This is a genomic window from Xenorhabdus sp. BG5 (assembly GCF_015163665.1).
Lineage (GTDB): Bacteria > Pseudomonadota > Gammaproteobacteria > Enterobacterales > Enterobacteriaceae > Xenorhabdus.
Map to the genome: position 1 here is coordinate 23,756 of NZ_JADEUG010000015.1, position 26,174 is coordinate 49,929.

Annotated in this window: 18 protein-coding genes and 1 pseudogene; 2 read left to right on the forward strand and 17 right to left on the reverse strand. The window is 46.5% G+C overall.

Annotated features, from left to right (window positions below):
- Positions 1-321 precede the first annotated feature (321 nt).
- Genes IQ209_RS09635 through IQ209_RS09645 form a run of 3 tightly spaced genes read right to left on the reverse strand, consistent with a single transcriptional unit; the run spans position 322 to position 10,091 of the window.
- The gene (locus tag IQ209_RS09635; protein WP_193851097.1) at positions 322-6,609 is read right to left on the reverse strand and encodes a TcdA/TcdB pore-forming domain-containing protein; all 6,288 of its coding nucleotides are present in this window, start codon (positions 6,607-6,609) and stop codon (positions 322-324) included.
- Between the two features lie 39 nt (positions 6,610-6,648).
- On the reverse strand, positions 6,649-8,814 hold the full coding sequence (locus IQ209_RS09640; protein WP_193851098.1) for a type I secretion system permease/ATPase: 2,166 nt from the start codon (positions 8,812-8,814) through the stop codon (positions 6,649-6,651).
- Positions 8,814-10,091, reverse strand: coding sequence for an HlyD family type I secretion periplasmic adaptor subunit (locus IQ209_RS09645; RefSeq protein WP_228005808.1), 1,278 nt, complete (start codon positions 10,089-10,091; stop codon positions 8,814-8,816). Before IQ209_RS09645 ends, IQ209_RS09640 begins: the two co-directional genes overlap by 1 nt.
- Between IQ209_RS09645 and IQ209_RS18755 the strand changes: the two are divergent.
- Positions 10,071-10,250, forward strand: a pseudogene (locus IQ209_RS18755) (hypothetical protein); the annotation flags it as partial. The gene IQ209_RS09645 and the pseudogene IQ209_RS18755 sit on opposite strands and share 21 nt — an antisense overlap.
- Here the strand turns inward: IQ209_RS18755 and IQ209_RS09650 are convergent.
- Positions 10,199-12,328, reverse strand: a complete 2,130-nt coding sequence (locus IQ209_RS09650; RefSeq protein WP_304952575.1) for a type I secretion system permease/ATPase — start codon at positions 12,326-12,328, stop codon at positions 10,199-10,201. The pseudogene IQ209_RS18755 and the gene IQ209_RS09650 overlap by 52 nt on opposite strands.
- A 777-nt stretch (positions 12,329-13,105) precedes the next feature.
- On the opposite strand from IQ209_RS09650, the gene IQ209_RS09655 reads away from it, so the two are divergent.
- Positions 13,106-13,801, forward strand: coding sequence for a hypothetical protein (locus IQ209_RS09655; RefSeq protein WP_193851100.1), 696 nt, complete (start codon positions 13,106-13,108; stop codon positions 13,799-13,801).
- Positions 13,802-14,044: 243 nt separating this feature from the next.
- Here IQ209_RS09655 and IQ209_RS09660 read toward each other — a convergent pair whose 3' ends face one another.
- From IQ209_RS09660 to IQ209_RS09720, 13 genes are all read right to left on the reverse strand, one after another.
- Positions 14,045-14,302 (reverse strand): helix-turn-helix transcriptional regulator, encoded by a 258-nt coding sequence (locus IQ209_RS09660; protein WP_193851101.1) that lies wholly within the window; start codon positions 14,300-14,302, stop codon positions 14,045-14,047.
- 277 nt (positions 14,303-14,579) lie between these two features.
- Positions 14,580-16,241, reverse strand: a complete 1,662-nt coding sequence (locus IQ209_RS09665; protein WP_193851102.1) for a terminase large subunit — start codon at positions 16,239-16,241, stop codon at positions 14,580-14,582.
- Between the two features lie 11 nt (positions 16,242-16,252).
- Positions 16,253-16,612: a phage terminase small subunit P27 family gene (locus tag IQ209_RS09670; protein ID WP_193851103.1), complete on the reverse strand. Its 360-nt coding sequence runs from the start codon at positions 16,610-16,612 to the stop codon at positions 16,253-16,255.
- Positions 16,613-16,747: 135 nt separating this feature from the next.
- Entirely contained in the window at positions 16,748-17,167 is a 420-nt protein-coding gene (locus IQ209_RS09675) for an HNH endonuclease (protein WP_193851104.1), read from the reverse strand.
- Positions 17,167-17,469 (reverse strand): head-tail connector protein, encoded by a 303-nt coding sequence (locus tag IQ209_RS09680; RefSeq protein ID WP_047964566.1) that lies wholly within the window; start codon positions 17,467-17,469, stop codon positions 17,167-17,169. Before IQ209_RS09680 ends, IQ209_RS09675 begins: the two co-directional genes overlap by 1 nt.
- Positions 17,462-17,800: a phage head closure protein gene (locus IQ209_RS09685; protein ID WP_193851105.1), complete on the reverse strand. Its 339-nt coding sequence runs from the start codon at positions 17,798-17,800 to the stop codon at positions 17,462-17,464. Before IQ209_RS09685 ends, IQ209_RS09680 begins: the two co-directional genes overlap by 8 nt.
- Positions 17,797-19,020 (reverse strand): phage portal protein, encoded by a 1,224-nt coding sequence (locus tag IQ209_RS09690; RefSeq protein WP_193851106.1) that lies wholly within the window; start codon positions 19,018-19,020, stop codon positions 17,797-17,799. Before IQ209_RS09690 ends, IQ209_RS09685 begins: the two co-directional genes overlap by 4 nt.
- 2 nt (positions 19,021-19,022) lie before the next feature.
- Positions 19,023-19,562, reverse strand: a complete 540-nt coding sequence (locus IQ209_RS09695; protein WP_193851107.1) for an HK97 family phage prohead protease — start codon at positions 19,560-19,562, stop codon at positions 19,023-19,025.
- Positions 19,563-19,606: 44 nt separating this feature from the next.
- Positions 19,607-20,758 (reverse strand): phage major capsid protein, encoded by a 1,152-nt coding sequence (locus tag IQ209_RS09700; protein WP_193851108.1) that lies wholly within the window; start codon positions 20,756-20,758, stop codon positions 19,607-19,609.
- A 167-nt stretch (positions 20,759-20,925) separates the two neighbouring features.
- Positions 20,926-21,393, reverse strand: a complete 468-nt coding sequence (locus IQ209_RS09705; RefSeq protein ID WP_193851109.1) for a hypothetical protein — start codon at positions 21,391-21,393, stop codon at positions 20,926-20,928.
- Positions 21,338-22,507: a hypothetical protein gene (locus IQ209_RS09710; RefSeq protein ID WP_193851110.1), complete on the reverse strand. Its 1,170-nt coding sequence runs from the start codon at positions 22,505-22,507 to the stop codon at positions 21,338-21,340. The genes IQ209_RS09705 and IQ209_RS09710 overlap by 56 nt, the downstream gene beginning before the upstream one ends.
- Before the next feature lie 4 nt (positions 22,508-22,511).
- Positions 22,512-23,255 carry an Hcp family type VI secretion system effector gene (gene tssD / locus IQ209_RS09715; RefSeq protein WP_228005803.1) on the reverse strand — a complete coding sequence of 248 codons (744 nt, stop codon included), beginning with the start codon at positions 23,253-23,255 and terminating at the stop codon, positions 22,512-22,514.
- Positions 23,256-23,744: 489 nt separating this feature from the next.
- The gene (locus IQ209_RS09720) at positions 23,745-26,174 is read right to left on the reverse strand and encodes a primase-like DNA-binding domain-containing protein (RefSeq protein ID WP_193851111.1); all 2,430 of its coding nucleotides are present in this window, start codon (positions 26,172-26,174) and stop codon (positions 23,745-23,747) included.

Here is a 26,174-nt window from a genome sequence, read left to right on the forward strand (position 1 = left end):
ATACCCACAAGGGCGCTGATTTCGTGACGTGAAAACTTATCCAACTCAGGCAATTCTGCCTATAAAACCGCTTTAGTTTAAGAGGCCTTCATTGCCGAACTAGTTAGGACTGTTCATACTGGCGATATCTGCTTCCAAAGGTGTGCAGATGTCTAACCCTGAGCTGGCAAAAGGGTTTGCGCGAGTGGTGTTTGATATGTTGAAAGGGGCTTGAGTTTTACAATGAAAGTTTGGGATAGTAGAGCTGAACATCACAAGCAGTTTCGTTGAGTAAACACAGAAATAGGAGAGGCATTTAGCCCCTCCTGTTATTTCTCGTTCTTATCCTATGACAGAGTTGGAGTTAGGCAACAAAAGTGGTTGTTCGGCCTTAGCCGGTTGTATATTTTGCCGTAAATACTCGTAAGCCCCTCCCATATCAGGGAATGAAGCCATAGCTTCGCTCAACTTCACCAGACTTGGGCTTTCTATCGCTGAAACAGTAGTGTCGGTATGAGCGGTAATATTGGACTGCCTGCTGGCCCAGGATAAATCCATCAACATATCTCCTTGCTTACTCATGTTCTCGACTAGATGGGCCACATTAATCGCCGACGAAATTCCCTCCACGTTAATATGCAAATGCTGATGAGATTTGGCCTGATTACCAAATACCTGACGCACCACCAATGCTGTTCCTGTGCCAGAGTCGGTCAACATCAAGTCATCATCGTGTCGGTTCACGAGAACATTTTTCAGATTAGCTATCGGTAAGATCAGACGATCTAAAGACTGTCTCGGATCGTTATTGTCGATGATCACTGTACGGTAGTGAGTCCACATCTCTTTACTGAATCGATAGGTATCGTGATTGGCTCCACCATACAGCACCAGACTATCGACACCATCGATGATCGGTAGCGTTAGATTATCACTGGCTTCGCCTCCTTGAAGTAATAAGGATGACTTGATTCGCTCCATTCCAATGGATTTATTGAGTATTCTTACCCCACTGCTATCGCTCTGGTATAACTCCTGCGTCACCGGGTTATACACATATGCCACCTTATTTTTGGCATTGATTCCCAGAAAGCGCAGATTGCCTGAAACGGGAATGCCATTACCTGAAAAGACCTGACTGCTGCCAATATCAAACCAGTCTTGCATATTGTTATTTTGCAAGGTCAGTACCCCTTTGGCATGCCATTGGGCAGCAAGTTCAGTGAGTGCCTGTGATAAATTAGCCGCATTGTTCTGATGCCAGTCTTTATCAACACCAACTAATCGCAATTCACCCGTATTGGCTCGTACCAAGATCTCACCCTTAACGGTGATCAGACGTATTCCAGCATCGACCTGTTGTGCCGCCTTAAGAGATAACTCAGGTGTCAACTCACTGGCAACGGGAAGTTGTGCCGAAGTATTAAGTACAAGATCAGAACCAAAGGCAGTCGCCAGCGCATTCGTAGTCATAGCGGGTTGGTGATATAACTTACCACTTCCAGGTTCAAAGAGCCGCGCAGAGGTGCCATCAGCTTCGAATCCCAGGAACTGTAGCGATTTATCCTGTAGTGTTGTTGAAGCCACAACTACTTGTCCATTGTGATACCACACGGGCAACACGCTTTTGCCATCGCTGCCCTTGACGCCAAATACCGCCAGAGTGGTCCCCCCATTTGTGACACTCGCCAGATCCTGCCACCAGTGGGTACGCCCCTTGAGCCAATGCTCGTTAACGGCTTCGTAGTTAAGCTGCCCCAATGCATCAAGTTGCGCTACTCGCCCATCCTCAGTGATGGCGAGCAGGCTACCATTCAGGTTGACTACATTGGCTAACGGTGGTGTGTTGATGCGCAAGGCAGTGGGGTGATTAGCGTCAAAAACAGCCTGACCTGGGCCTTCCTGACGGAACAAAGCATTCTGCTCTTTACTGTAGAAGAAGAATACTTCCGTACCAACGGGGCGGGAAATGCTTCCCGCTAACACAAGGTCAGCCGGGATCTGCCAGGCACTGCGGATCTGTTCGTCCTCGTTAAAGTGTAAGGTCTGTTCCTTCGGGGGTGCCAGATTCGGTTTAATCAGTGTTCCATCGCTACGTATCCAGTAACGATGTGCTACACCGGCCGCATCCGTCCCGAATAGAGTGACCAGCTCGGCACTGGTCGGTTGGATAAGCCGCGCACCCAGTGTATACACCGAAGTCTCACGTTGTGTGCTATTGCTCTCGTAACCTCGAAGTATAGTCTTAAGTGCATCACCATGCCGATCTCTGTTTGCCGAAAGCTGGAGTAACTCATCATCACCCACCGCACTAACTAACTCCATGCGATCACCGGTGATCCGGTAGCTCAACTCAGCTTCTCTTTCCTTCAACTGATAACGGCGCGCCAGGTAGACTGCATCACCTTCTTGCCATAACCGACTAATCTTGCCTGCATTCTGGTTGAACCATGGCTCAAACTGTGCGTTAACTTGTCCAGTGGCAATGTCTACCCGCCACGCTACCGCATTATCGGCATCGTAGAAATAAGCATGGTCACCCACCACCGCGCCCAGTTGAGCATGTTTAGCTTGTTCGTGGGGAGTATCGGTGAACAGCATCCGCTTCCTGGAGACATCATAGAAAGCCCGGCCAACATCATGCCCGTTGTGATTGTAGTTCTCCACTACCACATACTGCCCGTGTAACTGATGCGCCTCGGCCAGAGCATTGAGGTGTTGCTCTATTTGCTGGCCGGGCACTTGCCACTTGCTCGCATCTTCGCTTATCACCTGCGTTGTCAGATTGGAAAAATCGACTTTACTCACCTCATTTTTGCCGTTGACTATCAATACCTGACCGCTCTGAGAGGGATCGAGTTCGACCACTACGCCACCGACTACCAATCGGTCCTTCGAGACGCTGATAGTATTACTGGCGAGCTGGCTGCTATCGATGATCCAGCGCGACGATACAGGGTTACTGCCATCCACGTTGGAGACGTCACTTATGAGCTTCACGCTGGTGCCTTCATTCAACCCGATCAGGTACTCGCCCCCTGCACCCTTAATCTCGTAATGCAGATAGCCGTGCAGTTCTTTGGGAAGCTCAGGCACTATCAGTTTCCTGTCGTGTTGATCGAGTACCACTTCAATCGGTGTTGCTACAAATTCCTGATGGATCCTGCGGATCGTCGCTTCACCTGGGAAGATGTAGAAATCGTAATCGAAACGTTTATCCTCTTCGAGTCTGCGGATAACATCAAATCCCGTATCGTGACGTGTCGTTGCCCCAGGAAGTTGCATATATTCGTACCTGATGAAGGACTTAGGTGTCCCCGGCAGGATTAATACGCTACTGTCACTGTGATCGAGTTTATGAGAGACATCCTTGTAGCCGATACCGCTGCGTATCTCTATCGCCTGGCTGCGGTCATGAACCATCCTGGGAAAATCGCCGATCCAGAAGAAGTAATTGATTTTTCCTGAACCAGTAGGACCTGAATGGGTGCGATAAATGTACTGGCTATCAAAATCAATCTGATTATTGCGCAGATCCAGAGTCTTAATCACAGCGCCGGCTAATGGTATCAACACCTTCTTCTCGCTGTCATACCGATAGCCATTGCCCTTGTAAGCCTTGTCGAGCATATCGAAGTAACGACCTACTGCTTTCGCATCCTCCGCAACGGCACCAAACGCTTGCGCCAGCGCGGTAAAGCCCACGGCAAGCCCGCCTAGGAGCACGCCTGCGCCACCCAATACAGCGGAGGCCGTTGAAGCACCAACCATCCCGGCACCCACCCCGGCAGTACCTGTAACGAAGCTGGCCGAATCGAATGCGAGCTGGGTTCCGAACACGGCCTTCTGTGTATCCGTTTCGGCATGGGCTAGCTCATAGGCATCCAACCCAACCAAGGCTCCACCAAGCAGCACACCTATGCCTTCATTGGCAGTATGAGCCAGAGTTGAAGAAAATTGATTGAGTGAGGTTTCAGCAACCACCACTTCACCACGTAATGCCGTGCGCACCAACTCGATAACGTTGGTGGCGTCGTTCACACCAGCGTGAATCATCTGGGCATAGTTAAGGTAACTGTGGATTTTGAGTGCGGTGGCCAGATCAGGCGAAACATTCTCATGGGCCGCATCATTGCGATTTTTGTCGGCAAACCACTGGATTAGCGTTTGTACTGCAAACCCAGCATTCAGCCCATCAACCGGAGCTGCTTCACCGCCAACGCCATTGAACCGTAACTGCCCGTGTTCAAGGTTAAAATGCTTGCCCAGAGTGAGCATATGTTCATCGACGAAATGGCGGAATTCAAAAACAGTGGCATCGTTACTGCTCACCAAACGCGTCTCCTCTAGGTGATCGCGATTGATGAATTGGACACTATAACGGCCTTCCTCCTGTTCCTTAATGCTGCCAATTACGGGCATCCAACGATGATCAAGATTATGTTCCTGAGCCAGCGCTGTAATGGCCTTATCGAATTTTGCTCCCCACTGTTCGGTATCAAGAGTAACCAATGAAGCGCGTAACTGAGCATCCTCGGCAATTTTCACTTGAGCATTGACTGCTTGCTTGACCCACTGTCGTTGTTCTATCACAGTGGCAAGTTCATCGGGACGGGTTAAATCGGCAACATCTAAGCCATTGCCTACGGGGACACTTGCCATCTTGACGGGATCGATCTCCACCAGATTGAAGGTAGGTGCAGACTTGCTACCAAACGCACTATAGTGAACAGCCAAGCCACGCTTCACTAAATGTTTTTCCATCGCACGTAAAAAATTGGCTGAATTATCGAATGCAAATATCCCGAAATTTGGATCATAGAAATAGTAACGACGCCCTTTAGCGCCGACAGTACTCCCCACCATCATGGCATGGTTTTGGGTATTGAGAGCGAACGTCGAAGTTTCAGTCGCTTCCTGCAACAAAGAAACCACCTTAGATAAGGTAACCTTCTCTTCCAGCGTTTTTGACGCCTGACTAGCCTCAACATTAGAGTGCAGCCTTGCCAGACTGTTTTTTAGCAGTGTGGAACTGCCTGCCTGGGGTGAAGCGGCGGCAAAGAAGAGTTTTTCCACCAGACTATTGATACTAGTTTCACCACCATTGGCGAGTGCTACCGCCATAGCTCTGACCAGGGGATAACAGCGGCCACCCGATGCGTCCCCAACCAACGACAGATAAAAATCTTGTGGTATCAGACGACTGAAGCTGCTATCGGCCCGCTGAAAGTCTTCGCTGAACACCGCTGTCTGTTTCAATACCTTGTCGATATATTCAGCCCGGCTAATTTCGGTAATACGACCGCTCAAAGCCCCCCGCTGTTTAGGGGTAAGCGGGCTGTCAAGAAACAGTTTTTTCATCTCCAGGATTGACATTCCATCGTTAAAACCTGGGATGGTAGTATCCTGAAAGTTCTGTAAGCCATCGGTAAATTCCGTGCTCCTCGACCCATTTCGCTGGTAAGCTTCGACAATAGCATAACGCTCGCCCACGTTATAATCGTGTTCCTGTCCACCTTGGAGAGAGGTATCATCAATCTGCACTACTGCATCTGTACCGTTTTTGGCCTTGATCTGCTGCCACAACCAGCTTTGTTCCACAGAAAACACTTCACGCAAAACTGAATCGTATTGCTCCTTGTAGTGATCCAGCGTGATATTGATATACCTTATCTTTTCATCAATCCGAGAAATCTCAGAACTGTCTCTGGTTTTTCTTCGCTTTTCATAGAGTGTGTTGCGGGTATCCACCAACGGCTGAGTTTCTGCTCCGACCGCGGCCTGGACCTGGTCACGCAACTTAATCCACCCAGCAATTGCCGGATGATGAGGAGAAAATTCTCCTTGTTCATATACACCATCCGAGATCCCTTCAACTGACACACTAAAGTCTGTAGCCGCCTTTTTCAGTTTTTGATGGATCTCCTCACGATAAGTGGCAAATTGGGCCTTACTACGCTCAGTCGCTTGACTGTCAGCTTCCTGAATTAATATGGGTTCCTCACCACGACGCAATGTCGGCCAAATATTCTGACCTTCTCGCTGATACTCCTGACGTTGGAACACTAATTGCCATTTACCCTCAACGTATTGCATGTAGGCCGCGGCGAGACCTTCAGCGGTGTTTGCTACCTGATAATCCTTAAAATCCACTGCCATGACCACGTTATCATATAGCAGCGAACTGTTGACCCGTCCGTCGTGATAGACTCGGTAAGTATCAGTATCAAGGTCGGTCACCACCAGTGAACATCCCGACAACGATCCCGTGAACAGAAAACTTCCCGGAATGGGATGTTTGGGAATATCTACATAGGCCGGCAACGCATTAGCCTGGTTTGCACCGTTATAGCCAAGGAAATAGGCTGGCACGCTGTTAGCATTACTACCGGCTATCTCATTCGGGCTTCGATCAGCGTATTCAATCTCGTATAAGCCTGACTTAACTTTCACCAATTTGGCGTTTCCCTCTGTCGGGAGTCGCCCTGCTCTAACCAATGTCTCGGCACTGATAGTGTTGGATTTTGCAAATAATTCAGGATTGATAGCAAACTGCTGGATATCAGCACTGCCCTGACGGGATACCGCCTGAGCGGGCGCAAGCAGTGATGGGTAGCTGTTATTGGGCATGAACACTTCTCCTTATAAAAAAAATCCTACTGATGCTCTTTACGGGGTTACTTTCTCTTTCATCTGCAAGGCCCACAACCGGGCATAGAGTCCGCCCATGGTAAGCAATTGCTCGTGGCTGCCCTGCTCAACGACTTGCCCCTGATCGAGTACCAAAATTCGATCAGCATGGCGCAAGGTATTGAGGCGATGAGCAACACTGATCACAGTGCGACCTTGAGCAATGTGCTGCAAGTTAGCTATCACCGCCGCTTCCGATTCATAATCCAAGGCACTCGTGGCCTCATCCAGTAGCAGAATACCTGGATTAGTCAGCAAGGCTCTGGCCAGAGCAATGCGCTGACGCTGTCCACCAGACAGGAGCACGCCCCTCTCACCTACCTGAGTGCTGTATCCCTGTGGCAGGTGGCGAATAAATTCGTCTGCCCCAGCCAACGTTGCTACCTGAATCATTTCGGCATCACTGGCTTGCGGCCGACATTGGCGGATGTTTTCTGCGACCGAGCCTGAAAACAGTAAACTCTCTTGGGGTACGACACTCATGTTGCGACGCAGCTCCACCGGATCTGTAATCGACAGGTCGATCCCATCCACTAAGACTTGCCCGTGTTGGGGTATATAAAGGCGCTGTAACAACCGCGTCAGGGTGGATTTGCCCGAACCTGATGGCCCTGTAATCCCAACAAATTCACCAGGTCTAATTTCGATATTGAGGTTACGTAATACTTCCTGACCTTCCTCGCTGTAGCGAAAACGCACACCTTTGAAGCTCACTCCACCTTGCAATCTGGGGATTGAAGCCAGACCACCGCTACCGTTTTCTCCCTCTTCATCGAGGATGTCACCGAGCCGGTTCAGTGAGATTAAAGCATGTTGAAAGTCCTGCCAGACCTGAGCTAAGCGTAGGATCGGTTGGGTAACGTGCTCAGAAAGCATATTAAAGGCCACCAGCTCCCCCAGACTGAGTTTCCCCTCCATCACCATAATAGCTCCCCACCACAGTAGCAGGGCGGAGGTCAGTTTCTGGATCAGCCCTATCCCCTGTCCGGCGAGGAGTCCTGCCACTTTGGCACGAAACGAGGAACGAACAAACGCAGATAGCTGGTGCTCCCAACGGCGCGCGAAACCCGCCTCAGTAGCGCTGGTCTTAATCGTTTCAATGCCGGTCACTGATTCGATCAGGAAAGCGGTGTTATCAGCCTTTAACTCATATTCCCGCAATACACGGGCACGCAGCACAGGTCCAACTACCATCCAGAACAGGAAATAGAGCACCAGAGAGCCAAGTACCAGCCATGTTAGCTCAGGGGCATAGAAGAACATCACCGCCACAAACAAGCCGACAAAGGCCAAATCCAGTACCATCGTCAGGGCCGAACCGGTAAGAAACTGTTGTATCTGGCTCATTTCACGCACTCTGGCGATGATTTCTCCCGTCTGACGCTGCCGGAAATAGTCCATTGGCAGAGCGATTAAGTGCTGATAGAGACGACTGGAAAGCTCAGCGTTGACTTTACTGGCAAGGTTAGCGAACAGCCAGGAACGGAGAAAACTATAAACAGGCTCGCACACGGCCAAAATAAGCATGGCAAATCCGAGCACCTGTAAACTTGACAGACTGCGGCTGACCAGAACCCTATCGATCACATTCTCGAACAACATGGGGGTGACTAAGGCAATCAACTGTAGCATCAAAGACACGAGGAGCACGTTTCTGAACTGGGCGGCATGTTTACGAATGGAAGGCATAAACCAGCCAAAGCCGAACTTCTGTCGTTTCGGTTGCTCAGCCGCCTCCGCCAGTAACACAACCCTGCCTTGCCAATGGTCGGCGAGAATAGTCCGGGGATAGTACTTCTCTTTACCCAAGTTTGGCTGATACAAGACAACAAACTCGCCTTCAACCCTTTCCAGTACTAACCATCCCTGTTCTGTATCCAATAAGACAGGCAGGGGAAGATGTTCGAGACGGCTCATCTCTGTGGTGATATAGCGAGCCCTCAAACCGATCCACTGGGCACAACGGCAAAGATCTTGGTAGTCCGTGCTCCCTTGAGTGCGTCCGAGACGGTGACTCAATAACTTCGGCTCCACCGCCACATTGAAATGGCGGGCGGCGTAGGCCAGAGCCAAAAGCCCACTATCTACGACGGTGGACTCGTCTCCGCCAGATGGCTCTAATAGGGTAGATTCGATAGTTGGCATTATCGTTCCTTCAATGCTTCGGACTGGTACTGTTGCAACGGACTGATCAGGTAGTCGATCACCCGCCTATCGCCGGTACGGATTTCGGCGGTAACACTCATACCTGCTTGTAATGGGACTTCACGCTCATCCACGGCAATAGAGGTTCGTTCCATTCGCACCCGCGCCGGGAATACCAGCCCCAGTTGCTCATCCTTAACTGCATCCTTAGAGACATGAGCCACCTTGCCCCGTACAGTGCCATAACGGGTATAAGGGAAAGCATCGACCTTAATTTCTACCGGCTGACCTGCGTGCACAAATCCCACATCTTTGTTCAAGACCATCACTTCGGCTTCAAACAGAGTATCATCAGGTACGATCACCATTAGTTGTTGGGCCGATTGCACTACGCCCCCCCGCGTGTGGATCGCCAATTGCTGCACCACCCCATCGACAGGTGCTCGCAGGGTATACAATCGCAACCTTTCTCGAGTTTTAATTAACTGCTGTGCCATAACAGCAATTGCAGCCTGAGTTTCATTCAACTGGTCATAATATTCACGTTTGATCTTAGCCAGGTAGCGCTCTCGGCTTTCCTGTAATCCCTGATATTGTTCTTCAAGGACAGCCAATTCGGCATGTTGTTGAGAAAGAGAACGTTCTACCTCCAGTCTTTCTTTCTCTTGCCCCAGTAACTCAACTTTTGATAACAGCTTTTTGGTAGCCAGAATCCGGTGCGCGTCAAGACGTACCTTGATATTGGCTGCAAGATCCGCTAATGCAGAGATGTCGGCACGACGGGCGTACTGGTTCGCTTGGTTAACCTTCATTTCGCCATCCAGACTGTCTAGATTGGCAACCACTTCTTTCCAGATACTCGCCAAATGCTCTTTCGCTTGCATGGCCTGTGCGGGCGGCATACTTTGCGGAACCACGAAATTTGCGATAGGTGCATCGGTCAGCAGGGCCTGTAACCTCGCCTGCGCCAACTGTTTGAAGTTCAGCTGCTCCTGCAACTCCTTCAATTCAGCTTCAACGCCTAGGGGGTTGAGTGTAATAAGTACATCGCCCGCTTTTACTCTCTGGCCATCACGAACCAATATCTCTGCAATTTCACCGGCCTCAACGGGCTGAATTACCTTCGAATTGCTGGACACAAGTAATTTTCCCACAGCATTAGCATGGATATCCAGACGACCAACAATTGACCAGATCAAAGCGATTAGCAGTAACAGCGTCAGCGCCCCCGCAGTGAGCCTTGCCCAAGGTGCTGGAGGGCGTTCGACGATCTCCAGGTAGCCGGGTTGAAACTCGTACTCGTCACGGGTACGCTTTGGTGCCTTGGGTGCATAACGTTCCTGACGCCAGGCCAAAAGTGCGGTTTTCAGATGGTTAAACAACATCACACCACCTCCTGCCGCAGTTCCTGTTGCAACTGCCACAGTCTGGCGTAGCAACCTCCCTTCGCCAGCAACTGGTGATGGCTGCCCGATTCAGTGATCTGGCCCTGTTCTATCGTGATGATGCGATCACAGTCACGCACCGTAGACAGGCGGTGAGCAATGGTGATAACGGTGCGTCCCTGAGAAATCTCAGCCATGTTGGCCTGGATTAAGGCTTGAGACTCATCATCAAGGGCGCTTGTCGCCTCGTCAAAAATCAAAATCTTGGGATTAGCCATCAGCGCCCGAGCGATAGCAATGCGTTGGCGCTGCCCTCCAGACAGAGAACTACCTGCTTCAGCCAGCACAGTGTCATAACCCAGAGGCAACTGGAGGACAAAATCATGAGCACCTGCTAATTTGGCAGCAGCTATCACGTCCTCCAACGAAGCAGTGGGATCCTTGAGTGCAATATTATGGCGCACACTGCGGTTAAACAGGTAATTCTCCTGCAATACGACACCGATCTGGCTACGCAGGCAGGTAGGATTGAGTTGATGCAGAGGAATACCATCGATCAAGATCTCTCCTCCATCTGGAACATAAAGTCTCTGTAGCAGGCGGGCCAGAGTACTTTTTCCTGAGCCGGAAGGACCAACTATTCCCAAAGACTCGCCGGCCTTGATATGCAGAGTGATCCCTTTCAGTACAGGCTCTTGATCGGGTTGATAACGGAACACCAAATTACGCAGCTGTAAATCACCGTTGAGCGGCGTCTGGGGATAAATATCCCCCTGTGCCTGCTCAACAGGCAGGTTGAGCATGTCGCCAAGCTTGTCAACAGCGACTCTGGTCAGGACAAACTGCTGCCACATATCGATCATCTTAGCGATAGGCTGGCTGATGTGTGACACCATCATATTGAACGCGATTAGCTGACCAATGGTAAGCTCCAGAGCAATAACCTTGTTCGCTCCTAACCAGATAATCCCGACACTCGTTACCTTCTGTAGCAACATCACCCCGTGGCTGACAAAGCTATTAAGAACCTGAGTACGGAAACTGGCTGCAACCCTATTTGCGGTCTGAGATTCCCAACGCCGCTGCATATTGGGTTCCATTGCCAGGCTCTTGATGGTTTCGACACCGCTAACAGATTCGTTCAAAAAAGAAGTATTGCAGGCCGCAGTCTGGAACTGCTGTTCAATCCGTTGTTGCAGCGGTTTTGAACTCAACCAGGCCAGCAAGAAATAGAGAGGCAATAACGCCAGTACCACGCAAGTCAGAGGCCATGACAGCCAGGCCATGACTCCGAAGAAGATAAAAGTGAAGGCAACATCTACGCATAAGGTCAGCATAGAGCCAGTCAAAAAGTCACGAATACTATCAAGCTCTTGTACCCGAGTGATAATAGAACCTACCTGACGGTGTTTGAAGTAGAGCAGAGGCAACCCCAGCAAATGCCGGAATAATTTAACACCCAAGGCAATATCGATACGGTTAGCGGTATGAGCGAACAGGTATTCACGCAACCCTCGGAGTATCACCTCGAACACTCCTACCACTATTAGCACGATCACCAGCACATCCAGAGTAGACAATGCCCTGTGTACCAGCACCTTATCCATCACTACCTGGAAAAGCAAAGGCGCCACAAGCGCGAGTAGTTGCAGCATCAGGGAGAAAATCAGCACCTCACCGAGGAGGTGACGGTGATGAATAAAGGCAGGAATAAACCAGGAAACATCAAACCTGTGGCAACCCTCCCGCAACTGGATTACTTCGCAACTCCATCTGGCTTCAAGCTCATCAATAGGGAGTACTTCAGGTGAAGCGGAATAAGGAGATTGGATCAGCGCCTGATCAGGAGAAAGGCGTACTAATACAACAAATCCTCCCTGTTTGTCTCGAAAAGCCAAAGGTAGCTGTTTTGGTGTTAGCTGATGGAATTTTAAACGGCATAATGCCATATCAACATTATGTATTTTACCGTATTCTTTTACTGCAAATTTCAGCTTGCTATCAGAGGACAAAGAAGGCGTTTCTTGAGCGTCACCTTTAATCAACTGCAACAATAATCGACAACAGTCAAAGGCAGAAGACAACGTATCGGCAGATATATTGCCCTTATCAATCGTAGCACCCATCATGTGATTCCATTCTCATGTTATTGGAAAAAACATATTAGTAAGATGGTTAATCCACATTAACTAACGATATCTATCGTGGCTGTGGAAGAAATTTTTTATAGTCAAAATAACTAAAAGGTATGATCACCATTGATGATAATTATCAATACTATAATTATTGCCAACATCAATCCAGAAAAATAATTACATTTAAAATCAATGATTTAATTTAAAGTGATGATGTTTGTTATTGGATTGTTTTTTATTTTTGCCTGTTTTGTATCTAAATATGATGCAATAAATAAACCTCGAAGAGACTATTTATTGGCAGGGAAATTCATGAAAGATATAAATCAGCAATAATCATCATGTCCTGCTACAGGAAGCTATATAACATCACCTTGTACCAGATAGGTTGGATATATGATGATGATTAAACAACGATTGAACGCCCTTCTTCATTACATTGATGAGGAAATTGCAAATTTCTAATTTTTTGTTTAATTACAAATAGATATATAGATTACCGTCTGTATCTATCTTTGATATGCAATACACATTGCAATGCACAATGATTTTATGAAAAGCGTAAATGAAATGAAGTCAGTACACTAAATACCTTGAGCTAATGACTGCCGACGAATGACAAATGTCGTATTCAGTGGGATGTTGTATCAAAAGTACATCAATTTATTATTAAGTTAGAGATATTCACATTAGGTAATAGAATATTGAGTCAGCTATACACCTCGCTATACAATGTGTATTCATTCTCACCCGCTTAATACAAGAGATCACATGGAAAAATTCTTAGCTGCAACCTCAACATTTATAGAAAAAGCTACTGATATACGTTATTTTTTGTTGTTTGCAAGTTTTTTAATTGTTACTGATACTGTTCTATGTAAAACAATCAACACTCCTTTATTGCAGTTCACATACTCAGATGTAACTAACAAATTGCATTTAGGGGCTGTCCTTGTTTATATGTCATTCTTTCTTTTTTATACATCTGTTTTGATTCCTTTTATTGCTTATGTAATAGGATTGATATTGATTTACTTACCATCATGGGTGACTAATATATTTCCTGATATAAACGAAGATAAGCGTAAAAATCCCAATAGATATTCCGATCAAATTTCAATTGATATATTAAGAAACGAAGCTGTTGCAGAAAACAACAGTGTAAAATTCAATTTGTATATAAAGAGAGAAAATGAAAACAATGATGAATATCAACTTTATAAATTATCATTTACTTTTTTATTTACATTGATTCTATCTTTTTTTATCAACTTCAATAATCAGTCATCTATATTAAATACACTTTTTAATTACGCTTTTAATCTTGGTGACTTCATGAGTGGAATCATACTTATAATTACAACTATCTTTATAATTTATTGCATAGGTTTAGGAATTGGTGGTTATTGTTTAAAACGTTATACTGATAGTTATATTTACATTGGCAATAAAAATATAAAACCCTAGTGAGTTGACACACATATTCATTTAAAAACACTTCTTTATTTTTGGAAGTGTTTTTTATTATTTACACATAAATTGATACGCAACTAAATGAACATTTAATAAGATAAAAAGTAATTATAAAAATAACTAACTATTACATTATCAGAAATTAATTGATTAGTATGAAAAATGTTTTGAATCAGTGAGAAGATACCCCGTTACGACTATCTTCCCAGTGTTGTTCAAGTGAAAGACTGGTTATTTTTATGATTTATCCCGCACCTTACGCTCAATAAGCTGACCACGCTGATCAAAATACCGACTAGGCCAGATTTCAGAGGGATGCATTTCGAGATAGTTAGCGATGATCCATTCGCCTTTAGGCCACGGACGGCTAAGCGTATTTGCCAGTGTAGATGAACTCAATCCCGCCTCACGAGAAACAGCCGCTAAGGTTGTACCACGCTTACGCAATGCTGCGATAATGTCGGCTTGATGCCAGTCATTTTTAACGTTATTCATTCCTGCTACCCCTTCCATTAATTAATATTGATGGTGGCGATTCAAGGCAGGGTTCGCGGACCGGGAACCATCTTCCGGCAAGGCGTTAGCCTTCCCTACCTGAACCGCCATTGAAAGGGCGATAGCAAGCACACTGGCAGAAACTTCCTACCAGTGGATGGTTCTTAACAAGGCCGCGACGCCTTGACCATTAGATTTTGCTAATGGCGTGGCTACTTTAACTGATTGGTTTATCAGGTTCAATAAGCGAATCAGTAAAAGCGATTACCTTTTTACGTTATACCCCATCAAAGTTAGCCAGTCGCTGCTGCTGTTCATCACTTAAGGTAAATGCAAAGTCTTCATGCTCTGCTTGCCATGTGCCAAAGCTCATCAGGAACGCAATTGCAGGATCAACTTTGTTCGCGGATTTCTTCTTGTTCGGCTTGATATTGGCGTTGGCGTCCGTTTCCATCACGACATTAGCAATAGCCCACGCGAGTACCGGATCGCCATTGTGACGAATGACTTTGCGATTCACGAACACCTCAGCGGATTTCGCTACCGGACTAAAGCGCATATAGGTTTGTGGGAATGGCTCAACATCCAACCCCGCGCCCTGTAATTGGGTTCGTAGGTGTGTGGCGTTCCATGTATCGAAGCCTACCAGTTTGATATCAAAGTGCAGGCTGTCTTTGAGAATGTCATCACGAATACGGTCATAATCAATACAATCGCCTGTGGTAGTGCGTAACCAGCCCATTTGCGCCCATTGACGATAGATTGCCCGGTTCTTGTTTGCCGGGTTCTGTAGCTGGGCTTCGGGTAGATAGTGGCGAGTCAGTAATAACAGTTCGTTATCCACCGGGAACGTATAGCAAATACTGGTGATATCGCCTGTGGAAGATAAATCCAGTCCAGCGTAACACTCTAGCCCCTTAAGGTCGTTTTCATCATAATCTGTCTGGCAGGCCTTCCATGCCCCTTCACCCATCCACGGGGTTTCGCCCTGGCACCAGATATTAAAGCGTTTGGTTAACATCTCTGTCCATTGTGAGGGAATGCCGCGCGCTTTCTGGATAGTGTCATGCAATGAGGTGCTGTCTACGGACACATTGAGATTAGGATTGGCCTTAATCCAGAGCGTTTCATCATCAATCTCGTTCTCGTCGTCCAGCTCGTAGATCAGGGCGAACAAGGATTCGTTTTGCTCTTCGCCTGCCAGTATCTGACAGCAATAATCATAATGCTGTTTACAGGCCGATATCACGTTACTGCCCGCTGTCGTAATAGCAAACAGAATACCTTCGGAACGGGCGCCCATCCCCAACTCAAGGGCAGAGTAAACGGCGTTATCCGGGTGCAAATGGTATTCATCGACAATGGCAAGGCTGGGGTTTGTGCCCTCAATGGTGGAGGCTTTGGCTGCCAGTGGTTTTAACAGGCTGTTGCTCTTAGCATAAGTGACTTTGTGTTGCTGAATAGCTACCCGTTTCTTGAGGGGTTTGGATAACAGGCACATCTGGCGGGCATCATCAAACACAATACGCGCCTGATCCCGACTCACGGCGGCGGTGTAAATATCCTGCTGTCCCTGTTCCATGACTAAGAACCAGTTCGCCAGCATTGCCGCTACGGTAGACTTGGCATTTTTGCGTGGCACTTGAATGTAGGCACTGCGATATTTCCGGCGTCCGGTCGCCTTAACTTTGAAGCCGAACAGATTAGCAAACGCGAATTGTTGCCACGGCTCAAGAATAATCGGCTTACCGCGCAAGTGGCCTTTGACGTGGGGACAGAGACGGGAAAAGCCAATAAAGCGTTCCACAACCTCGGTATCGAACGTATAAAGCGGGTTATTCCGGTCACTATAATAGCGTTTCACGGCCTGTTTCAGACGCTTACAGGCCGGAATAGTGCCATTTTCGATATCAAAAGCGTACTGCTCCCATGCGTTCATCGGTAATCTCATCAGGAAATCAGCACATCTAATTCGTCGGGTTCGTCCGTTTCTACCGGATTTCGGCGACGGGATACCGGATCGAAGCCCAGCAGTGATGACATTTTTATCATGATTTTTTCTGCATCAGCCTTTGCTTTCAATGAAGGGTTACTGGTTGCCGCGCCGCGTGAACCTTCCACCGCGAACCCACGCAACTCAATATCTGCCACGGCTTTACGATAGATGGCATAGTTGACGCAATACAGTTCTAGGTTGTTCCAATCAGCCGGGCTGAGATCCTCCCGTTCGTTGAGAATCTTAGCTTTCGATTTCCATTGTTGCGCGGCGATATCGTTTAAATACTCAGGGGGTTTGGGTGCTCTTGCCATAATAGATTGTTTCCTATGAAGATTACTGCTATTGAAAAAAGTGCCGTGCATAAAAATTTGAGGACGCGGCGGTTCTTTTTAGCGGGGCGTTTGTCATTTTTGATACCCCCACCTAGTTATCTCATTGCGTTATTATCATTCAATCAACCAATCACGACGCCTTGCTGCTTCTACTTCCTGTTCCCGATACTCACCATTCTTACGCCGCTGTTTGGTGATGGGATCTGTCTGTACCGTCTTACGGTTATGGCAGCCATGACACAGGGCTTGATGATTGAAGTCAGGCCAAAACAGCACATCACTGTCACCGTCTATCGGGATAATGTGGTCAACGATAGTTGCAGACGTGTAACTGTTCTGTTTGAGGCAATACACACATAAGGGGTTAGCCTTGAGGTACATCAATCTATATCTGCCCCATCGGTTACTGTAGCCACGTTCGGTACGTGTACCTCGCTGCCTGTTCTGTTCCCGTCGATGTTCCTCACAGCGACCAGACTTCACACGCTGCTTACAGCCGGGATAGCTACAGCGCTTTAAAGGTTGCCATGGCATCAGTAGATCCCCACATCTCGATAGACAGACCACAGGGATTTGATAGAGAACGGGACTTCTTTCAGTTCCACCTCTACCGCCATCGCCCGATTCTCATACAGCAAGCCAATATAGAGTAAGCAGCCCACTTTGATAGCAGGGGTAAACACCAAGCCCTCCTCGAATCGCTTACCGATATGTTGCTGGCAGACTTCCAATGCAGCCTCGGCATAGCCCTTAAGCAGTTCGTCTTCAAGCGTATTGCTTTCATCCAGTCGGCAATGTTGCTTGATTTCGTTCAGGGGAATATCAATCTTATCCATTCGGTAAGCCTCCCTTACAAAGCAACTCTAAGCGGGTGTGTTTTGGATCGGGGATAACCGCCACAATGTTAAAGAATTGACCGCTGGTACTGTCACCCTGATAGAAGATGCGATTTGCTGTAGTGATATCAGCACGGTAACGCATCCAGATACGTACGGTGGCTTCGGTGAACACTGCACCGGAAGCCATCAATTCACGCCCGCTAATGTGTTTCACTTCTGCCCATACCGTGGCGATATCCTGCCATTTCTGCATGCGCTGTCCTGACGGTAATTTAACCTGAGTAAAATTCTGCAACGTAACGCGATGCCTTAATGCGCCTGCTCTCATTCCTTGTCCTCCGGTTCATTGGGTTTCTTCACTTCTACCGTTTGCTTCCATGCCTGACTGAATTCATCACCCCCTTCACGGGGCGATAATCCTTCACGCTCACGGGCTTCATTCGGGCACATCACGCCGGATTTAATCGCCGTCTCATAACTCTGGAAACGTTCTTTCGGATTGGTGCGCAGTAAGTCGGCTGTATCGAATTCAACTTGATAGCGAATGCCTCTTTTGGGTGAGGTCATCAACAAGGCTGATTTGATTTGTTGCTCAAAGTTGGCAAGCCACGGGCGCATGGTGATCGTGAGCAAAGCGCGTGATGCTTCACTAAAGTTGCTGTAGGTGCTGTTCGAATACTCTTGCAGAAAGATCGGACTGATATTGAACATCCGGGCAATATCTTCAATGGTGAAGCGACGAGAGGCTAGCCACTCCGCATCTTGGTTACTCATACCCAATTGCTGATAATCCATGCCACCCTCAAGAATGGGCGTTTTGCCGGCATTGCGAGCGCCTTTATAACGTTCGAGGGCTTCCAGCGCCTTAGCGCCTTTCGTACCATCTAACCAATCAGCCGACTTAATCACACCTGCCGCCATCATGCCATCTTTCATGATACTTGAACCGTGGCGTTGTTGTGCCAGTCCTAATCCCAGTGTTTCACGGCAAATCGTAACCGGGGAACGGCCTAAAAAACCGTCTTCGGTGGCATAGCGTAAATGCAAGATTTCTTCTTGCAGGTAAGTCTTGACTTTACCGCTATAAGGTTCGGTGATGGTGTAAGCGAACCGGTGATCGGATAATCGTTGTGGTACAACGGCGGACGGCGGGTAAGGGTGCAAGGATTGTGGCTGTCCATCATTTCCCCAGCCTATCACGGCATAGGCATTACCATTCAGCAGGCAATGGCGCATTAGGGTGCGCTTAAACTGAAACGGTGTTTGGCAGTCATTCGGGCATTCATTGAGCAAATAATCCACGGGGTGATCACTCAACCACTCGCGGGATTCTTTTCCGTTCTGGTGTCGAACCCGATAAAGGTAACAGGGCATGGTGGCAACGGCTTCACTAATCACTGTGACGGCATTCATCACGGCGGGCAGACCTTCGGCTGTCGAGGGTGAAACATGCTCCTCTGATTTGGTGTTAGGTACGCCTGCCAGAGAAAGAAACTCATCAATCGTCATGCTTCGGGTTTCTGGGGCTTTACGCTTAAAAGGCCACATGGTTACACCTCGGACAGTTGCAGCCAGTAATGACGCAAATCAGGCGGTTTCGTGGCATTGAGTGAGCGCTTGGCAATCTCTACACCACTTTCAGGATAGGCGGGCATACTGGTGATCGTGATTTCCCGTAATTCAGCCTCTAATACCGTCCTGATATAAGGCTCCTGACCAATATCCCATTGGTCTTTTAGCGCCCTGAACCCAAAGGACATGCCTGAGATATCACCCCGTTCAACCAACGTGAGTACATCACGCCCTAATTGGGTATCAGGCGGGGTTAGCTCGAAACGTAATCCGGTAGTATCTTCACTCAATTGCAATGTGCCGGACGTGGTACGGCCTAACAGATTCATGTGGTCATGTTCATAAAGCGCCCTGACATCGACGCCAGTCGTTAAGCTGGCACTAAACGCATTCGGGGCGAACTGTTCGACAAACTCATCCCACAGGATTTGTGATCGGCTGTTCCACTTAATCACGTAACCAGTCAGTTTCTTATCACTGGCAGAAAGTGATGCCGTTCTTAATTCAATATCATTCATTCGATGAACTCCAAGACTGAAAAGGGGCGTTGTGCCCCTCTTGCTTATTTGCTGGCTGCTTTAACTTCCAGCACCTTAATTGCGTTGGAGTCCACCAGCCCACCGCCCAAATATTTATCGGTATGTACCTTATAAAATCCCGGTTCGGTGATATTGTCCGGGCGGGTACGGGTGCCGGTTTGATGGTCAACAATGAAGTAACCGCGTTTGAAGTCGCCCAGACCAATGATGTTATCCGGCATGAATTCGAGGTAATGGACAGGCAAACCCAGCAGCATGTCAGGGTCACCCGCTTGCAGACGTTCACGCCAGATATAATCGCCGTTGCCGTTTTTCAGCTTCTGCACCTGCGCCGCAGTGGTTGAGTTCATCACCCACACTGAGTTCTTGCGGTATTTGTTCTTGAGCAAGAATTTAAGGTCAATCAGGCTATCCGCCTCAATTTTGGTCGCTTCCAGCTTTTGCAGTGTACCGAATGCACGTACCTTGTCGGCTTGGGTATCACGGGGATAAGACAGGAAGCCTTTAGCCTTCTTACCACCATCACCGCTCACAAGATCTGTTTCTTCGGTATCCACAAAGGTGTCGGCAATTTCAGAGGTCAGCCAGCCTAAGATATCGACATCGCTAAAATCGATAATCTCTTGGGTAGTCTTGGGGTAAGCGTAGATAGGAAACAGCTTAATGCTGACTTCTTCCATCTTCGGTGTCGTTGTCTCACCACGCGCCTTGCCTTCTTCCCCGTGTGCCACCGCTGCACCACCGACCGAAACAAGTTGTTTATACTCGTTACTGCGCGTGGTTTTAATCGTACAGATTTGACGCATGACCGACTCATCAGCCAATTGCTGCATGATCTGCGTATTCAGCTCCGGGATAACGGTATAGCCACCGTCTGCCGGAACACCTGTAGACAAGGAGCGCGTTTCTCCGGTCAAAATGTAATTGCGTAATTCGTCATTGCTGAGTTTGCTATTAGCTGGCTGGCTCTTGGCCTGATTGCGTTCTTCATCCGATAACACCTCATAACGGGCAATTTCCGTATTGAGGGAATCAGATTGCATGCGCAGCTCGTCGAACTGTTTTGCTTCATCGGTAGATAGTGAGCGCTTTTCGTCTTCCGCTTTGGTGAGCAGCGAACGCATCTGGGTAGTCAGTTCAGCTTTCTGTTGGCGTAATTCGAGTAGTTTTTTCATGGTGTTTTTCGGAATAGTTATTTTCTTTAAAACACTATTTAACACCGTGAAAAATAATTAAAAAGCCTCTGAAATTTAGAGGCTAAACAAGAGAAAACATGGGAACGGAATATTTGCAAAAATTTTCATTTTAAATGGCTAATTAAATCTCCATTCTGTTATATTTATTATTCACTTACTTTTATGATGTATTTTTTTTGAAACTCTCCAGAACCATTTAGCATGGTGCCATACACACGGCCAACTACTGTTACATATATTTCCCCTGATTTTAATGGTTTTCCACTTATTACTAAATGATTATAATCCTCCCAACTTTCTTCTTTTCCAGAATATATCAAACTCTTTTTACGGGGCTTCCATTCTATCCCAGAATCGTCGGGTTCTATGATGACAAAATTAGTAGGTTTTTTTTCATCACTCACAATTACTGGTCCTCCTACTATAGAAATAGAAGCGTGATAATTTTTACCTACCATAGCATCAGGCAGATAATTTTCTTTAGGTTGAACAGATACCGAAATTGTGCTGCATGATGAGGTTAATATAATAAAAACTAACAAGATTATTTTTTTCATTTTATTTAAGTGGCTTGAAGACCAATCCTCCAAATGTGTGTTTGATAAAATACTCATACGTAGCATTCTCTTTTACCCAAGTCTTCACTCTCCCCCATGAAAATGCTTTAACGTTAGTACCATTTTCACTTTCTTCTACTTTATCCACCCAAACAATCCAATGATTTTTTCCTGATGTTTCCTCCATATTTTGCAACATACCAGCAGAAATTAAAGAAACCACATGGTAACCTTGTTCTATATAATTGTTCAGAGTTTCAATATCTTCTTTATTACTATGCATCAAACTAATATTACTAAATATTTTTTCATAGCCCGCTTTTTCAAACCACTCAGTCAATTTCCCCCACATAGTCACACCAGCAGCCTGATCATCAACTTCATCATAGCTAAAAATCATATTTTCTGAGTCTCTTAAGCTTGCCAGTGTTATCCAATCTAATCCTGATATTCTTGAACCATATTGGTCATAAAAAGAACCTTTAGGGTGAAGGCAACCATCACCCGGCTTAATTTCTAATTGGCCTATTTTAGTTTTGCCATATTTCCATAATTCACGAGCGGCTTGCTCATAAATATCAGGTCTGTCCATTTGCAAACAATAAAAAAGTGCCGCTGGACCACATAAACTTGCCCCATTTTGATCTGGAAAATTTTTTTTAGATAACCTATTTTGAATTTGAGATTCAACTTTATTTTTTTCAAATGGGTCGTCAGGATGACCAATTGGATATTCTTTAGCAATAAACGGTCTTTCAGGAATAGTAATTTTTAATTCTATCGTATTATCGCCATCACTGACAGGTTTTGTTTCAGCCGTACTTTCAAAATAGCAGACATTTTCTCGTTTATTATCCGAACAGGCTTTACCAGCTACGAATTCACCAAGCGTATACATTTTTTTAAAAGGCGTTTGCAATGCCTGAATCGTATTTGAACCATGCTTGCGGTAAAGCATGATTTGCATAATATACGTCACGGAAAGATCGTCATCGGTTTCCTGAGTAACATGGTGTTGAGTCTCATAATTACTCTGTAATTGCCCCTGAAAAACATCAAGCAATACATGATGATTTCTTTCTGCATCCTGACGATAAATAATCAAATCATACAGTAACTTTTCAGCAGGCACATTCGATTCAATTTTAGTGTAAACGGTATAAGTTGGCATGGTATTAATCCTTTAAAATATGAAATTCAAGTTTCTTTTTGTCATCAGTGAGATGCCATTGAGTAAGACCTTGTTTATCGGTCTTCCCTTCTTTTATCTGACCATCTGGCAGACAAACCCGATACTTGCGTTCGGTTAAAAGATTGCCGTCATCATCCACACAACGATAACGAGCATGATGCTTAGCGGGTTTTACCGGAGTCTCTTCAACCAGCGGCTTCTTAAGTGGCTTAACATTCGAGAACCCAGACAATAGTGGCCTGCCTTCTTCACGTCCGGATAATTGCGTAATGCTATAACCCGATGTGCCCGCGGTAAGATGCCTGCATGAAATAGACTTATAATCAATCTGCACCGTTTCATAGGGTATCTGATCATTGCTGTCTATCGAGTGAGGATAATGGCAGGAAAAATCAACAATGGTTGCCCCTGTCAGCTTGATTTCATAAAAGGCTTCTAATTGCCCTAACTGACTGGTTCGATAACATAAAAAAACGGCTTCCAGCAATTCGTTCCCGTCAATTGCCATAGCCAACAAAGGCGAGGATTTATCAATAGGTTTGGTAAAGCTGACAGGGTGATGATGTGCGTTCTGGTCGCGGCTCACTGAATGGCTGATACCCAGTATTTGTATTTCGTTTTCCCGCCCTGCCTGATAGCGGTTTCCTATTGATTCGGGCGTTGAGCACCCGGCTGAAATTAAACCTTGCTTCTTGCCTTTGAGTGACAAGTAAATAATATGTGACATCTTGTCTCCTGTGATCTGACTTCCGATAAATTCTAAATTAAGCAGAATACAACAGGTTTATTTACGAATTCCAGTATGAATAATATGCAATTAATTAATTTGTGATTAATCTCTATTATTATGTAAAATCATGAAATTAGATCATTCAAATTTTAGTAAATACCGAAAGATAACGATCAGATTGAACACTGTATTTGTTTTCTCTGATTTATCGGAATTTTATTTACCTGCTAGAGAAGCTCCCTAAAAATCTTTTTCGTCCTCTCAACTATGCACCCTCTGCATAACCCACTGAAAGCCTTGCTACAACTGGATTTATGGCAATTAACACCCTGTTCACCCACTGTATCACCTGTTCACCCTTTAGATTGGTGTAGAGTATGTACAGTTAGTGTATAGATAAAAGATAACTATACATCTGTTATTTTCCTTTAAATACAAACACATATTTATATCGATGTATAGAATGCATACTTAAACTCAAAAGTTTTATAGAGTGGACTCAAAATCTTTTCGATCAGGCACGGAGGGTAGCCACTCTTCCGCTTCTTCTGATAATTCAACAGCATAACTATAGCCTCTCTTGGTTCGCACTTTCTGATAATCCTTGCGGTATTCCAGCATAATCTTTGGTATCGACTCGCCAAATTTGGTCAGTGTGAGCGGACGTTCAAAACCGTGCGCCTCCATAAAAGAAAGATAAGCATGATACAGGTACAACCTCGGTACACGTGGGCTAATATTTTTATTTCCCATCTTCATCCCGGCAGAATCAGTTACGGGCATCAGATAATCACAAAAGCGATATAGAGGATCTGAACTGCTTTTCACTGTTAATGCCTCGCTGGAGTCGCGTTGCGCCTGTAGCAGTTTTTTGGCCTTATTCTGGTCGGCAAATTCCGTTAATAAATGCCGGATAATCACAGGCAGTTCCTGGCTGATTTTCTCCGGCAAGTGTGGATCTTTCTCTGACTCTTTGACCGGAATGTTAAATGGGAATATCACCCGCCGCCGTGCTATGCCGCCATTACGTTCGGTAAAGCTCATCGGTTCATTATTGGTGGCTAATACCACGGCTTTAATAATGGTTGAGAACTGTTTCTCATATTTTCCGTCAACTTCGATCAGATCGCCGCCTGTAATTGCCTTAATGCCTGCCCCCTCACCGACATATTTGACCTGATCGGGCAATGTAATCAGGCTTTTCCCGACAAACTGATAGCGGCCTCTCGCCTCATCTAACGCCTTCATATTGCCACTGGCGGTATTATGTTCTCCCGCTAATAACGTGGCGATATAAGTAAATACACTTTTACCGCTGCCACCTTCCCCCGTGACTTCAATAAATAACTGCCAGTCGTAACGGTTAGCCAGAATCATAAATAGTGCGGCTTTAATGCGATTCATCTTGTCTTCATTATTTCCTGCCGCATGGGATAACCAGCGATAAAAGACAGGAGCATGATCTGACAGATTTTCACCAACAGCAGGCGAAGTGAAAGCAATCCCGTTATGATTGATTAGCCAGTTTTCCGGCTGGTGCGGGGTAAATTGTTGTGTTGATAAATTATACACACCATTACTAAACCCAATTACGTTCTGCCGTTGATTACCAATGACAGGAATTTGTAGTTTCATCGCACTGATTGCGTTATTGATTCCGTTCGGGCTGTAAGGGGTTTCATACTGGTCGAAAATTGCCACCATTGCGCGACATAATTCGCTATCTGGCACGGTCTGCCATATCGCGCCGTTATAGCGGTAAACAATTTCGCTTTCAGGGTTAACCGCCACCTTGCCGTAACGTTCCACCAACAGCGCCCCGCATTGACTAGCTGCCATTTGTGCCAGATTGTTACTGACCTTTTTAAGCTTTATTTCGTGGGTCACTGCTTCTTCTATTGCCTGCATAGGTGCTTTTCCTCCGATTTGGTATAACCCGTTATTAAATGCCTGCTTTGCTGCCTCGATGCCGTGGCGCTGGCGATAATCATCCCAATCAGCTTTCAATGCCGTAGGCGGTAGTGTTATCCAGCCGTTAATCGCTATAGCGGTCTTTTCTGCCGCTATCTTGCCGACATTCTTTTTTAGCCTGCCGTTCTTGTCGCGTTCCTCCGATTTATGCCAGTCATTATCGGCGGCAATGATGATTTTCGCGTCTGGCCACTGTTCTCTCACCAGCCCGGCAACTGTGGATAAGTTGCTTTCATCAATGGCTGCCAGCACGACGCCTTTATATAACTGACTGACCGTTAAAGCGGTGGCGTAACCTTCGGTGATGATGAAAGTGTCTGGTGTTCCGGTAATCTCAGATATCGGGATAAAACTGCCTTTTTTCTGCGTACCGGTAACAAGGCGTTTTTCGCCATTTGGTTTGATAATCTGCGCGCCCGTGGTTGTGTCATCCAGTGTTTGAGTCACCAGCAATAACGAACCATCTTTCAATAACCGCTGATTGGGGCATTTCAGCCCCTTTTTCACCAGATATTGAGATTCACCCATAACAGCGCTGGCAACCAACGCCGCGATGCGTTCTGCAATGGGTTTCACTGTTCGGAACTGCTCTTTGATGGATTTGGGTTCCGGCAAAGGCATTGCCAACACATTAGAAACCAGCTTAGCCGCTGCAAAGACGGTAATTCCCTTGGTTCTCGCCACCAAATCCAACCCGTCACCGTGGCTCGGCTCATCACACTGGCGACAATGCCAGTCTCCATTGTGGTTATCATCAATAAAATGAAAGCGATCAGTACCTCCGCATATTGGGCAAGCGCCATGCTTGCCTTTTGCCGGAACATCAACACCACAGGCAGGTAACAGGCTTTGCCAGTGATGGGTGGAAGATTTCTTCACCGCATGGATAACGTCTATCGGGCGGACTTTTTGGTTGTTATTTCCCTGTGAAGCGCGTTGGCTCAT